Origin of the sequence: Faecalibacterium sp. An58, assembly GCF_002161515.1 — a bacterium.
In the GTDB taxonomy this organism is placed as follows: Bacteria; Bacillota; Clostridia; order Oscillospirales; family Ruminococcaceae; genus Faecalibacterium; species Faecalibacterium avium.
On sequence record NZ_NFHX01000001.1, the window covers coordinates 436,011 to 449,555 of the forward strand.

A 13,545-nucleotide genomic window follows, 5' to 3' on the forward strand; every position below is an offset into this window, starting at 1 on the left:
CATCCATGCGGGCTTGTGCGTTGGAGCAGGATACGGGACTCGAACCCGCCGCCTACTGCTTGGGAAGCAGTCGCTCTACCGGATGAGCTAACCCTGCGTAAGGTGCTTCATTATTGTAGCAGGCCCGGGGCGGTTTGTCAACTGGTTTGAGAAAAGTTTTTCCCGCAAGCTCCAAAAAAGTCCCGTCCAGCCGACATGTGCGGATGGACGGGACACATATGGTTGGATGGAGGGATTCACTCGGCGTCCTGCAAGGCGTCGTAGCCCTCCTCGCCGGTGCGGATCTTGACCACGTTCTCTACATCGTAAATGAAGATCTTGCCGTCGCCGATCCGGCCGGTGTACAGGGCCTTGCGCACCGCCTGGACCACGTCCTCCACGGGCACCTTGGAGACCACCACTTCCACTTTCAGCTTGGGCAGCAGCCTGGCTTCCATGGGCACCCCGCGGAAGTAAGCCTCATGGCCCTTCTGCTGGCCGTAGCCAAAGACGTTGGTGACGGTCAGGCCGGTCACGCCCAGAGCCTCCAGAGCGTTCTGCAGGGGGATGAAGCGGTCCTGCCGGGTGACGATGGATACCTTGGTCATGACGGCGCCGCTGCGGGGACGGTGCTCCACAGGGACGGCTGCCTCGGCCGCGGCAGGCGCTGCGGGTGCTTCAGGGGCAGGGGAGGCATCCGGAGCCGGGAAATCCCCGGTGGGGATGGCGGGCGCAAAATCGGGGTAGGCGATGTTGCCGTGTTCGCCGATGTCCAGGCCGGCCAGCTCCTCATTGGTGCTGACACGGATGCCCACTGTGTGCTTGAGGATCAGCCACACCAGGCCCGAGGTGACAAAGGTGAATGCGCCCACCGCCGCAACGCCCAGCAGCTGGACGCCCAGCAGGCCAAAGCCGCCGCCGAACAGCAGGCCGCTGCGGGTGGCCAGGGTGGTGACGCCCTCCTGGGAGAAAATGCCCACACACAGGGTGCCAAAGACGCCGCAGCACAGGTGCACCGCAGTGGCGCCCACCGGGTCGTCGATGTGCAGCTTGTCAAAGAAGCCCACCGCGAACACCACCAGCACGCCCGCCAGGGCGCCGATGATGAGGGAACTCTCGATGCTTACATAGGCGCAGCTGCCGGTGACGGCCACCAGGCCGGCCAGACAGCCGTTGATGGTCATGCCGAGGTCGGGCTTGCCGATGACGATCCAGGAGGTGATGGTGGAGGTCAGCACGGCTGCAATGGCTGCGCTGTTGGTGGTGACCAGAATGTGCATCACATCGGCGGGGTGCTGGAAGCTCATGGTGGAGCCGGGATTGAAGCCGAACCAGCCCAGCCACAGCACGAACAGGCCGATGACGGCCAGGGACATATTGTGTCCCGGGATGGCTTGGGGCTTGCCCTCTTTGTCATACTTGCCGATGCGGGGGCCCAGCAGCATGGCGCCGGCCAGGGCGGCCCAGCCGCCCACCGAGTGGACGGCGGCGTCTCCGGCAAAGTCCATGAAGCCAAGGTCGGCCAGCCAGCCGCCGCCCCAGATCCAGTGGCCCACCACCGGATAGATCAGCAGGGTGAGCACAAAGGAAAAGATAATAAAGGAGATGTACTTGATCCGTTCGGCCACGGCGCCCGACACGATGGTGGCGGCGGTGCCGCAGAAGACCAGCTGGAAGAAGAACTTGCCCCAGAAGGGCACGCTGGACGTCAGAGTGTCGTCGTAAAACGACAGGTCCTGGCCGCCCAGAACCAGCAGATGCTGGGTGCCCACAAAGGGGTTGTCCCCGCCGAACATCAGTCCCCAGCCCAGAAGCATGAAGCCCAGGGACGACACGGCGAACACGATGAAGTTTTTGGATAGGATGTTGACGGTGTTTTTGGCCCGGGCAAAGCCGGCCTCCACCGATGCAAATCCCAGGTTCATGAAGAACACCAGGATGGCCGCCAGCAGCACCCACAAGGTGTCGATGATCATGGCAGTGTCCATAAATTCCTCCCTCTGTCGGGGCGGCGCAGCGCGCTGCACCGCCGGTGGTTCCCTTCTGCAAAAGGGAAAGGGACGGTCCCCGGCAGCCTTGCAGCCGCCCGGAAAACCGCCCCATTGCGTACAAAACAGAAAAGGCGCCGGGGATCATCCCGGCGCCTTTGCCTTGCAGACAGGATAGCGCATCCCGGCCCTTTTGTCAAGTGAATTATGAACGGTTTGTGAATTGTGCCAACTTCCGGCGGCAAAACACCCCCAAAACTGTGCGCTGCGGCAGGGGAGGGGCGGGACTTTCGTCTGGGGACGGAAGGGAACCTCTTTCCCTCGGGCGCATTTCATGCTATACTATAAAAACAAAGCGAATGCCGGCGCTGCGGCGGCGGGCGGCTTTGCGAAAGAAAGAAAAATCGAGAGAGAGGCGAATGAAATGATCGAGTGCACCAGCACCGGCGCATATCTGGCGCATGGCCAGTGGATCCCGGCGGATGCCGGCGCCCCGGCGGCCCTGACCGCGCTGGGCTTTGACGCTGCGGCTATGGACCAGGCCAAAAAAGGCACCATTGCATGGGGCATCCTGCAGGCCCACAACACCAGCGGCAGCGAGGATGACCTGAAGATCAAGTTTGACGCCATGGCCAGCCATGACATCACCTTTGTGGGAATCATCCAGACGGCCCGGGCGTCGGGCATGACCCGGTTCCCGCTGCCCTATGTGCTGACCAACTGCCACAACAGCCTGTGCGCGGTGGGCGGCACCATCAACGAGGACGACCACCGGTTCGGCCTGTCTGCGGCCAAAAAGTATGGCGGCATCTTTGTGCCGCCCCACCTGGCGGTGATCCATCAGTATATGCGGGAGGAATTTGCGGGCTGCGGCAAGATGATCCTGGGATCCGACTCCCACACCCGGTACGGCGCTTTGGGCACCATGGCCATTGGCGAGGGCGGCGGCGAGCTGGCCAAGCAGCTGCTGGGCCGCACCTACGATGTGGCCCGGCCCGGAGTGGTGGCGGTCTACCTCACCGGGCAGCTGCCGGTGGGCTGCGGCGCCCATGACGTGGCCATTGCCCTGGTGGGCGCCCTGTTCAAGAGCGGCTATGTCAAGAACAAGGTGATGGAGTTCATTGGCCCCGGCGTGGCGACCCTGCGCCAGGATACCCGCAACGCCATCGACGCCATGACCACCGAGACCACCTGCCTGTCCTCCATCTGGCAGACAGACGCCACCACCCAGGCTTACCTGGCAGCCCACGGCCGGCCCGGGGATTACCGCCCCCTGGCCCCTGCCAACCTGGCCTATTACGACGGCGTGGTCAAGGTGGATCTGTCGGCCATCCGGCCCATGATCGCCCTGCCCATGCACCCTTCCAACGCTTACACCATCCAGGAGCTGAACGAGAATCTGGAGGACATCCTCTACGCCTGCGAGCAGGACGTCCAGAAGCTCACCGGCCGCAGCCTGGACCTGCGCTCCAAGATCGAGAACGGCCGCCTGCGGGTGGACCAGGGCGTGATCGCGGGCTGCGCCGGCGGCTTGTACGACAGCATCTGCGAGGCAGCCTCCATCCTCAAAGGGCATACCGGCGGCTGCGATGAGTACGCCCTCAGCGTCTATCCCGCCAGCCAGCCGGTCATGATGGCCCTGGACAAGGCGGGGGTGCTGGCCAGCCTGATGGCCTCGGGCGCCACCATCCGCACCGCCTTCTGCGGACCCTGCTTCGGCGCAGGGGACGTGCCCTTCAACGGGGCTCTGTCCATCCGCCACACCACCCGCAACTTCCCCAGCCGTGAGGGTTCCAAGCCGGGCGCCGGCCAGCTGGCCGGGGTGGCGCTGATGGATGCGCGCAGCATTGCGGCCACCACCGCCAACGGCGGCATCCTGACGGCGGCCACCGACATCGACTACGATCCCAACGTGCCCGACTATGTTTTTGACGACACCAGTTACAGGGCCCGGGTCTACCAGGGCTTTGGCCGGGGGGACTACGATGCTTTGCTTAAGCTGGGGCCCAACATCAAGGACTGGCCCGAGATCGACCCCCTGGGGGACAACCTGCTGCTCAAGGTGGCCTCCTACATCACCGACCCGGTCACCACCACCGACGAGCTGATCCCCTCGGGAGAGACCAGTTCCTACCGCTCCAATCCCCTGGGCCTGGCAGAGTTCACCCTCAGCCGCAAAGACCCCGCCTATGTGGGCCGGGCCAAGGCGGTGCAGGCCGAGGAGGCCGCCCGCAGGGACGGCCGGGGCGACCAGGCCCTGCTGGCCCGGGTCCAGGCGGTGCCGGGCTGTGAGCGGCTGACCTGGCAGGATGTCCAGATCGCCTCCACCATCTTTGCGGTCAAGCCGGGGGACGGCTCCGCCCGGGAACAGGCCGCCAGCTGCCAGCGTGTGCTGGGTGCGGGGGCCAACATCGCGGTGGAGTATGCCACCAAGCGCTACCGCTCCAACCTGATCAACTGGGGGATGCTGCCCTTCCAGATCGCAGGGCCCGCCCCCTTTGGGCTGGGAGACTACATCCTGGTGCCCAACGTCCGCAAGGCTCTGGCAGGGGACCTGTCTGACATCCCCGCCTATGTGCTGGGCGAGGACGGGCCCAGGGCGTTCAGCCTGTCCATTGCCCCCCTCACGGAGGACGAGCGCCAGATCCTGGCGGACGGCTGCCTGATCAATTACTACAAGCGCTGACCGATTTGCCGTAAAGGAGGCGATGCTTCGCCATGCCTGGCGATCTGCACAATCATTCCACCTGTTCCGACGGTTCGGTGCCCATCCACCGCCTGCCCCTGATGGCGGCCCGGGCAGGGCTGGACACCATGGCCATTTCGGACCACGATACATTGCACAGCGTCCGGTATTGCTACGAGCACCCGGTCCAGGACGGGGTGCGGCTGATCCCGGCCACCGAGCTGACCGGCTACGACTATGAACGGCAGCACCGGGTGCATCTGCTGTGCTATTGGCCCCAGGACTGTCCCCAGCTGCGGGCCCACTGCGATATCATGCGCCAGCGGCGCAACCAGTGCTGCCTGCAAAGCGCCCGGGAACTGGAGACCATCTACCCGCAGTTCACCACCGAGCAGGCTCTGGAGTATGCCCGGGACAGCGGGGTGCTGTACAAGAGCGGCATCATGCAGGCGCTGCACGAGCTGGGCCTTGCCGACAGCATCTATGGGGAAGTGTACCACCGCCTGTTTGGCTGGCAGCCCCGGGGCACGGTGCTGCACAGCCCCGAATACTTCCCGGTGGAGCAGGTCATTGCCACGGCCCGGGCGGCCCGGGCGGTGCTGGTGTTTGCCCACCCCACAGTATATAAAAGTATGCCTCTGGTACGCCGGCTGGCGGCCGAGGGCCAGCTGGACGGCATCGAGATCGACCATCCCCGCAACAGCGAGGAGGACAAGGAAGAATGCCGGCAGCTGTGCCGGAAGTACGGCCTGATCGTGACGGGGGGCACCGACTTCCACGGTTCGAACTCGGCCCATCCCCGCCCGGTGGGCACCTGCGTCACCCAGGACGATCAGATCGAACGGATCTGCGCCCTGGCAAAGCGCTACCAGAGCTGAAGCCGAAGGACTTATAAAGAGAGAAGGAAAAGAACATGACTTTCGCATTTCCCAACCAGGGCACTTGCTCCCGTATGACCAAGATCGAGCTGGCCCCCGACCACACCATCCAGTCGGTGGAAGTGGTGGGCGGCTGCAACGGCAACCTAAAGGGCATCTCCAGCCTGCTCAAGGGCATGAAGGCGGAGGACGCCATTGCCCGCATGGAGGGCGTCACCTGTGGGCCCAAGCCCACCAGCTGCCCCGACCAGATCGCCAAGAACCTCAAAAAGGCCCTGGCCGCCATGGAACAGCAGCAGTAAACGGGTCCTTATAAACAAAAACGGCCTCTGTCCGCATGGGCAGGGGCCGTTTTGTGTTTTATGGCGTTTGGCTGCAAATTCGTCCCGCCGCCTGGGCTGCCGCATCAAAACCAACGGAACGATGTGACAAAAACAGATGATTTTTTTCTGCACAGTGGGACTATACTGTATTTGTTATCCGCCACAAAGGCGATGCGGCATACAGCCGGGATTGGAGCAGCACATGGGGATCTTTGAACATTTCAACACAGGATGGGGCGGTTTTTCCCGGGAAGGCAGCCGGGTTCTGGAGGGCGCGGTGGAGCTGGCAGGCAATTTTGGCTGTGACAAGGCGGACACCGGCCATCTGCTGCTGGCCATCCTGCAGCAGGACCACGGTCCGGCGGGGCGTTTCCTGGCCGGCAAGAACATCCAGGAGCAGCAGGTGCGCCGCCAGGTGGCAGAAAACCGCAAAGGCCCGCCCCGGCGCCTCCACCGCAGAGACCTGGCGCCCGAGCTGCGCCGGGCCATCGACTATGCCCTCATTGACGCCCAGAACGCCCGTCAGAGCAGGGCCGAGCCCGAACACCTGCTGTGCGCCATCCTGGAGGATGGGGGCTGTACCGCCGGGGAACTGCTGGCATCCATGGGGGTGCAGCTGGGCGAGGCGGTGCGGGAGTGCCGCCAGCTGTCGGGTCAGCTGACCCTGCCCGTCCAGCCCCGGGCCGCCGCAGCCGCCCCCCGGGGCGGCCGTGCCAGCGACAAATACTGCCGTGACCTGACTCGTCGGGCCGACGAAGGAGAGCTGGACCCGGTGTTCTGCCGGGAGCGGGAACTGGACCGGATGATCGAGATCCTGTGCCGCCGCCAGAAAAACAATCCCTGTCTGGTGGGAGAGCCGGGGGTGGGCAAGACCGCCCTGGCCGAAGGGCTGGCCCAGCGGATCTCGGCCGGGCAGGTGCCCCGCAGCCTCAAGGGCAGGCGGCTGCTGGCCCTGGATATGGCCAGCCTGGTGGCGGGCACCAAGTACCGGGGCGATTTTGAGGAGCGGCTGAAAAACCTGCTGGAAGAATTGGTGCGGGACGGCAACGTCATTCTGTTTGTGGACGAGTTCCATACCATCGTGGGGGCGGGGGCGGCGGAAGGGGCCATCGATGCGGCCAACATCCTCAAGCCGGTGCTGGCCCGGGGGGAGCTGCAGATGATCGGCGCCACCACCAACCAGGAATACCGGACCCACATCCAGAAAGACCCCGCCCTCGAGCGGCGGTTCGGCCGGGTGCAGATCGAGGAGCCCACCCCGCAGCAGGCCCGGGACATCCTGGAGGGGCTGGCCCCCCGGTACGAGCGGTACCACAGCGTGCTGATCCCCTCGGATGCGCTGGATGACGCGGTGGAACTGTCGGTGCGGTATCTGCCGGGACGGTGCCTGCCCGACAAGGCCATCGATCTGATGGACGAGGCCTGCGCCGCCGCCCGCATCCGGGCCGAGCGCGAGAACCGCCCCGCTCCCTGTCTGACGAGGGAGGACATGGCCCAGGTGGTGGCCCGGGCCAGCGGGGTGCCCGTCCAGCGGGTGGGGGAGGCCGAGCGGGAGCGTCTGGCGCTGCTGGAAAGCCGGCTGTCCCAGGAAGTGGTGGGGCAGGAGAAGGCGGTGGCCGCCGTGGCCGCCGCCATCCGCCGCAGCCGCACCGGACTGGGGGAGCCGGGCCGGCCCATTGGGGCGCTGCTGTTTCTGGGCCCCACCGGCGTGGGCAAGACCGCCCTGTCCAAAGCGCTGGCCCGCAGCTGGTTTGGCAGTGAAAAAGCCCTGCTCAAGTTCGATATGTCCGAGTACCAGGAAGCTCACACGGTGGCCCGCCTTCTGGGTGCGCCTCCGGGCTATCTGGGCCATGACGAAGGGGGCCAGCTGACCGAGGCGGTGCGCCGGCGGCCTTACAGCGTGGTGCTGTTTGACGAGATCGAAAAGGCCCACCCCGATATCCAGAACATCCTGCTGCAAATTTTGGAGGACGGCTGCCTCACCGATTCGATGGGGCGGAAAGCCGATTTCACCAACACGGTGGTCCTGCTCACCTCCAACCTGGGGGCACGGTTCCTGGCGGGGCAGGCGGCCCCGCTGGGCTTTGCGGCGGGCCAGGAGGCGGCGCTGGAAAAGCAGTCCGCACAGGCTGTGGCCGAGGCCAAAAAGTTCTTCCGCCCCGAGCTGGTGGGCCGTCTGGATGACATGATCGTGTTCCGGCCTCTGGGGCCCGACAGCCTGTCCGCCATTGCCGACCGGCTTTTGTCGCAGTTGGAAAAGCGGGCCGCCCGCAGCGGCTACACCCTCACTCATACCCCCGGGGCCTGCCGGGCTCTGGCCGCGAGGGCCGCCTCCCCCTATGGGGCCCGGGAACTGCGCCGCCAGGTGGACCGGTCGGTGGAGCAGCCTCTGGCCGACCGCATTGCCATGGGGGCGGTGCAGCCGGGGGCCTGTCTTACGGCGGACTGCGCCGCCGACGGCAGCGTCCGGCTCATTTCAGGGGACGCGGCCACGGTATGAGACGCGTCCGCTCACAGCCGGATCAGCCGGGTGGCCACTCCGTCCCGGAAGGCGGTGTCGTGCTCCACGAACAGCAGGGTGGGGCAGCACTGGCCCAGCAACTGCTCCAGCTGCAGGCGGGTGTAGAGATCGATGAAGTTGAGCGGCTCGTCCCAGACGTACAGATGGGCCTGCTGGCACAGGCTGCGGGCCAGAAGCACCTTCTTTTTCTGTCCGCTGGAATAGCCCGCCATATCCTTTTCGAATTGCAGGCGGGAAAAATCCATCTTGCGCAGGATGGCCTTGAACAGGGTCTGGTCGATCCCGGCATCCTGCGCAAACTGGTCCAGACTGCCCGACAGTCCTGCGGCGTCCTGGGGCACCTGTGAGATCACCAGGCCGGGGGCGGTGGTCACAGTGCCGGTGTGGGGGATGTCCGCGCCGCACAGCAGCTTGAGCAGGCTGGATTTGCCGCAGCCGTTGCTCCCGCACAGGGCGATCCGCTCCCCCTGCCGGATCTCAAAACGGACCGGTCCGCAGACCGTCCGCCCGTCGTAGCAGACGGACACATCCTGAAAGGCGGCCAGCACCGGGGCATGGTGCGCCAGCGGGGTGATGCGGAGGGGTTCTGTCTCCTCCAGGTCTTTCAGCAGGCCGGATTTCTCTTGGATGGCTTTGGTCTGGCGGGCCTCGACGGATTTGGCCCGCTTCATCATCTTGGCCGCCTTGTGGCCCACATACCCTTTGTCCGCGGCCCCGCGTTTGCTGGCTTCCACCCGGTCGGCCCAGACGGAGGTGCGCCGGGCGGAGGCCTCCAGCCGCTGGATGTCCTTTTGCAGCTTCTGGTTCTGGGCCAGCTCCCGGGCCTGCTGCTGGTCGAAGTTGGCCTGCCAGGAGGAATAGTTGCCGCTCTGCAGCTGGATGGTGGCCCGGTTGAGGGAGAGGATGTGGTCCACGCACCCGTCCAGGAACTGCCGGTCGTGGGAGACGAGGATGAACCCGGATTTCCGCTTGAGGTAGGCTGATACTTTGGCCCGGGCGGCGGCGTCCAGGTGATTGGTAGGCTCGTCGATCAGCAGAAAGTGCCCCTCCTGCAAAAACAGGGCGGCCAGCAGGGCCTTGGTCTGCTCCCCGTTGGACAGGGTGCAGAAAGGCCGTTCCAGGGCGCCGGAGTCCACCCCCAGCAGCGACAGCTCACGCTCCAGCTGCCAGCCGGCGGCCTCGGGGCAGATCTGCTCCAGCACGGCGGCGGTGGGACGGCCGGGCTCTTTGACCGGGAAGGGAAAATAATCGAAGGCCACCGGCGACCGGATCAGCCCGCTGTATTCGTACTCTCCCCGCAGCAGCCTGAGGAAGGTGGTCTTGCCCCTTCCATTGCGGCCGATGAAGCCCAGTTTCCAGCTGGTGTCCAGGGTCAAGGTGACGTCCTGGAAAATGGGGTCAAAGCAGGACGGGTAGGAAAAAGAAAGATGTTCGATGGATATCTGTGCCATGGGGCAGCCCTCCTTTGCACAAAAAACAGGCCGCAGGAAAGCCCCTGCGGCCGTGCACGGCAAAACTGCCCCTTGTATCGACACAAAAGGGCGGCGGGACGGGTCAACTTTCCTGCAAATGGGCGCAGCGATCCCATACGGACGCCACGCGCGATTCCATTGTTCAGCAGGAAAAATGACGCATCCTTCCACCCCTTTCGCTTGATTTCGCAGATAAGATAGCACGGCGGCCCGGCTTTGTCAAGAGTGCATTTACAAACAGGGGACAAATCGGTATACTTATACTATTATGTCTCATGGGAGGAACCGATGCACTACCTGTTTTTGCTCAACCCTGCCGCCGGCCGGCAGGACACCACCGCCCAGACCCGGCGCCGGCTGGAGGGTGCGCTGCTGCAGTGCGGCATCCCACGGCAGGACTGCTCCTTTGTCCGCACCATGTATAAGGGCCACGCCAAAACCCTCGCCCGGCAGGCTGCCCGGACCGGACAGCCGGTGCGGATCTGGGCCGCCGGCGGGGACGGCACGTTCCGGGAGGCTCTGGAGGGAGCCAGCCCCTATCCCAACGCTGCCGTGGGCTGCATCCCGGCGGGCAGCGGCAACGATTTTTTGCGCACCTTCGGCACCAAGGCTGAGTTCCTGGACCTGGCAGGCCAGCTGCGGGGCGGGGTGGTCCCCATCGACCTGATGGACACCAGCCTGGGCCTGTCGGCCGCGGTGTGCGCCGCCGGACTGGATGCCCAGGTGGCCATGGGCGCGGTGGATTTCCGGCGCAATCCTTTGTTCCACGGGGAGGCGGCCTACCTGCTGTCGGCGCTCCGGCAGATCTGCGGGCCCATCGGGCGGCGGCTGCGGTTTGTGGTGGACGGGGAGTCCTTTGCCGCCGACGTGCTGATGTGCGCCGCCTGCAACACCCGGGACTACGGCGGCGGGTTCCGTGCAGCTCCCAACGCCTGTCCCTGGGATGGCTGGATCGATCTGGTCATCGTGCGCCGGGTCAGCCGGGCCAAAATCCTGTGCCTGCTGGGCCGGTACAAAAAGGGCGGCCATTTCAGCGGGGCGGAGCTGGATGACCGCACCAGCGGCTTTTTCATCTACCGCAGGGCCCGCAGCATCTCCATTGAGACGGCGGATGGGGCCGGACCTCTGGTCGCAACGGCGGACGGCGAGTGCGCGCCGGTGGAAAAGCTGGACATTTCCCTGCGGCCTCTGGCGGGCCGAGTGATCCTGCCCCGGCCTGCTTTTGAGCGCGCCAAAGCTCCGGCTCTGTGCGGAATATAAAAAAGAAAACGGCCCTGCGCTTCTTTTTGCCGGCGCGGGGCATTTTTGGCATTTTGTCATAAAAACTTAACAAAAAAATGGGCAAAAGCTCTTGATTTTTCCTGCCAAGATGAGTACAATACTCTTAGCACTCAGGGAAACGGAGTGCTAAGGGAAGGCCCGCAGGGCGGGCGGCTCCCATCAGAGATGTTATAAAAAGCATTTTTAAATAGGAGGGCAAGAATTATGAAGATTATTCCTCTTGCAGACCGCGTCGTCATCAAAACGGTTGAGGCCGAGGAGACCACCAAGAGCGGCATCATCCTGACCGGCAGCGCAAAGGAGAAGCCCCAGGTGGCACAGGTCATCGCTGTGGGCCCCGGCGGCATGGTGGACGGCAAGGAAGTCGTCATGACCGTGAAGGTGGGGGATAAGGTCCTCACCAGCAAGTACTCCGGCAACGACGTCAAGGTGGACGGCGAGGAGTGCACCATCGTGCGCCAGAGCGATATCCTGGCCATTGTGGAGGAGTAACCCCCTCTTTCAACGCCCCATCACACGACAGCTGCGCGGCGCGGGCCGCGCTTTGACAGAAAAAGGAGAGATACCTTATGGCAAAACAGATCAAGCAGGGCGAGGACGCCCGCAAGGCACTTTGCGCCGGCATTGATATGCTGGCCGACACCGTCAAGATCACCCTGGGCCCCAAGGGCCGCAACGTGGTGCTGGACAAAAAGTACGGCGCCCCTGTGATCACCAACGACGGCGTCACCATCGCCAAGGAGATCGAGCTGAAGGACCCGTTTGAGAACATGGGCGCCCAACTGGTGAAGGAAGTTGCCACCAAGACCAACGACGCCGCAGGCGACGGCACCACCACTGCCACCGTGCTGGCCCAGGCCATGGTGACCGAGGGCATGAAGAACGTGGCCGCAGGCGCCAACCCCATGGACATCCGCCGCGGCATGAGCAAGGCAGTCAACGCCGCTGTGGAGGCCATCAAGGCACACAGCCAGAAGGTGAAGGACTCCAACGACATCGCCCGCGTCGGCACCATTTCTGCCGGTGACCCTGAGATCGGCCGTCTGATCGCCGAGGCCATGGAGAAGGTCACCTCCGACGGCGTCATCACCATCGAGGAGAACAAGGCCACCGCTGAGACTTACAGCGAGATCGTGGAAGGTATGCAGTTCGACCGCGGCTACCTGAGCCCCTATATGGTCACCGACACTGACAAGATGGAAGCTGTGCTGGATGACGCCGTGGTGCTGATCACCGACAAGAAGATCAGCATCATCCAGGATCTGCTGCCCCTGCTGGAGCAGGTGGTCCAGAACGGCATGAAGCTGCTGATCATTGCCGAGGACATCGAGGGCGAGGCTCTGTCCACCCTGATCGTCAACCGTCTGCGCGGCACCTTCACGGTGGCTGCCGTCAAGGCGCCCGGCTTTGGCGACCGCCGCAAGGAGATGCTGCAGGATATCGCCATCCTGACCGGCGGCACCGTCATCTCCTCCGACCTGGGCTATGAGCTGAAGGACGCTACCCTGCAGATGCTGGGCCGTGCCCGCCAGGTCAAGGTGACCAAGGAGAACACCACCATCGTGGGTGGTTACGGCGACAAGGACGCCATCAAGAGCCGTGTGGCACAGATCCGCAACCAGATCGAGACCGCTACCAGCGACTTTGACCGTGAGAAGCTGCAGGAGCGCCTGGCCAAGCTGGCCGGCGGCGTGGCTGTCATCAAGGTCGGCGCTGCCACCGAGGTCGAGATGAAGGACAAGAAGCTGCGCATCGAGGATGCCCTGAACGCCACCAAGGCGGCTGTGGAAGAGGGCGTCGTGGCCGGCGGCGGCACCGCCCCCATCAACGCCATCCCCGCTGTGCGTGAGCTGTGCGGCACCCTGGAGGGCGACGAGCGCACCGGCGCCAGCATCGTGCTGAAGGCTCTGGAGGCTCCTCTGCGCCAGATCGCCAAGAATGCCGGCCTGGAGGGCAGCGTCATCATCGAGAAGATCGTCTCGGCTGCCAAGCCCAACTTCGGCTTCGACGCTCAGAAGGAAGTCTATGTGGACGACATGATCGCCGCAGGCATCGTGGATCCCACCAAGGTGACCCGTTCCGCTCTGGAGAACGCTGCTTCTGTGGCTGAGATGGTGCTGACCACCGAGAGCCTGGTGGCTGATCTGCCCGAGCCTCCCGCAGCTCCCGCTGCACCCGCAGGCGGCGATATGTATTGATAAACGCCGGCCGACAGGCTGAATAAAAGATAGCGCCCCGGCGCTCTGCTCCCAAAAGCAGGGCGCCGGGGGTTTTTTGTAAGCCTGGGGAAGAATAACCGTAACCGCCCTATAATCCCCCGACTGTAAAAAAGTACCAACCTGTGAGAAAATAAGAGAAAGTATCAAAAGTCTAAGAAGTCTTAGAAATCTGAGAAGTCTCACAGGGGGTAAAAAATG

Annotated in this window: 9 protein-coding genes and 1 tRNA gene; 7 read left to right on the forward strand and 3 right to left on the reverse strand. The window is 64.1% G+C overall.

From position 1 onward, the window contains the following. Window positions 1-21 precede the first annotated feature (21 nt). Together B5G12_RS02335 and B5G12_RS02340 are read right to left on the reverse strand one after the other, a co-directional pair. Window positions 22-97, reverse strand: a tRNA-Gly gene (locus tag B5G12_RS02335). 139 nt (window positions 98-236) lie between these two features. Beyond that, a complete protein-coding gene (locus tag B5G12_RS02340; RefSeq protein ID WP_087323500.1) occupies window positions 237-1,967 on the reverse strand; it encodes an ammonium transporter in 1,731 nt (576 codons plus the stop codon). Window positions 1,968-2,391: 424 nt separating this feature from the next. On the opposite strand from B5G12_RS02340, the gene B5G12_RS02345 reads away from it, so the two are divergent. The 4 genes from B5G12_RS02345 to B5G12_RS02360 all read left to right on the forward strand — a co-directional run bounded on the left by B5G12_RS02345 (window position 2,392) and on the right by B5G12_RS02360 (window position 8,354). Further along, window positions 2,392-4,653, forward strand: a complete 2,262-nt coding sequence (locus tag B5G12_RS02345; RefSeq protein ID WP_087323502.1) for a hydratase — start codon at window positions 2,392-2,394, stop codon at window positions 4,651-4,653. Between the two features lie 32 nt (window positions 4,654-4,685). Then, window positions 4,686-5,531 (forward strand): PHP domain-containing protein, encoded by an 846-nt coding sequence (locus B5G12_RS02350; protein ID WP_087323504.1) that lies wholly within the window; start codon window positions 4,686-4,688, stop codon window positions 5,529-5,531. Between the two features lie 35 nt (window positions 5,532-5,566). After that, entirely contained in the window at window positions 5,567-5,833 is a 267-nt protein-coding gene (locus tag B5G12_RS02355; protein WP_087230489.1) for a TIGR03905 family TSCPD domain-containing protein, read from the forward strand. Window positions 5,834-6,056: 223 nt separating this feature from the next. Further along, window positions 6,057-8,354, forward strand: a complete 2,298-nt coding sequence (locus B5G12_RS02360; protein ID WP_087323506.1) for an ATP-dependent Clp protease ATP-binding subunit — start codon at window positions 6,057-6,059, stop codon at window positions 8,352-8,354. Between the two features lie 11 nt (window positions 8,355-8,365). On the opposite strand, the gene abc-f is transcribed toward B5G12_RS02360, so the two are convergent. Beyond that, window positions 8,366-9,826 (reverse strand): ribosomal protection-like ABC-F family protein, encoded by a 1,461-nt coding sequence (gene abc-f, locus B5G12_RS02365; RefSeq protein WP_087323508.1) that lies wholly within the window; start codon window positions 9,824-9,826, stop codon window positions 8,366-8,368. Between the two features lie 309 nt (window positions 9,827-10,135). On the opposite strand from abc-f, the gene B5G12_RS02370 reads away from it, so the two are divergent. From B5G12_RS02370 to groL, 3 genes are all read left to right on the forward strand, one after another. Beyond that, entirely contained in the window at window positions 10,136-11,107 is a 972-nt protein-coding gene (locus B5G12_RS02370; RefSeq protein ID WP_087323510.1) for a diacylglycerol/lipid kinase family protein, read from the forward strand. 225 nt (window positions 11,108-11,332) lie between these two features. Further along, window positions 11,333-11,620: a co-chaperone GroES gene (locus B5G12_RS02375; RefSeq protein WP_087230478.1), complete on the forward strand. Its 288-nt coding sequence runs from the start codon at window positions 11,333-11,335 to the stop codon at window positions 11,618-11,620. A 77-nt stretch (window positions 11,621-11,697) separates the two neighbouring features. Further along, entirely contained in the window at window positions 11,698-13,326 is a 1,629-nt protein-coding gene (groL, locus tag B5G12_RS02380) for a chaperonin GroEL (RefSeq protein ID WP_087323512.1), read from the forward strand. Window positions 13,327-13,545 lie beyond the last annotated feature (219 nt).